This is a genomic window from Rhodosalinus sp. FB01, from assembly GCF_041365715.1.
Taxonomy (GTDB): Bacteria; Pseudomonadota; Alphaproteobacteria; order Rhodobacterales; family Rhodobacteraceae; genus Rhodosalinus.
In genome coordinates, this window is sequence record NZ_JBGFSH010000112.1 from 1 (window position 1) to 326 (window position 326).

Here is a 326-nt window from a genome sequence, read left to right on the forward strand (position 1 = left end):
CGCGCCCCTTCAGCACCGAAGCCGCGGCGCGCAGGTCCTCGAGCCGTGCGTTGGTGCAGGAGCCGATGAAGATGCGATCCACCGGCGTGCCCTCGAGCGGCCGGCCGGGGACGAGCCCCATGTAATCGAGCGCAGCGCGGATCTTCTCGGCGCGCGCGGGGTCGGCCTCCTTCGCCGGGTCGGGGACGGTGGCGGTGATCGGCGCCGCGTCCTCGGGCGAAGTGCCCCAGGTGACGACCGGCGCGATCTCGGCGGCGTCGAGCGTCACCTCGCGGTCGTAGGCCGCGCCCGCGTCCGTGGCGAGATCCGCCCACCACGCCATCGCC

At 74.8% G+C, this 326-nt stretch carries 1 protein-coding gene; it reads right to left on the minus strand.

Annotated features, from left to right (window positions below; all coding sequences use genetic code 11):
* Positions 1-326: aconitase family protein (locus AB6A65_RS16830; RefSeq protein WP_371039524.1), on the minus strand; the 326-nt coding region annotated here is incomplete at both ends.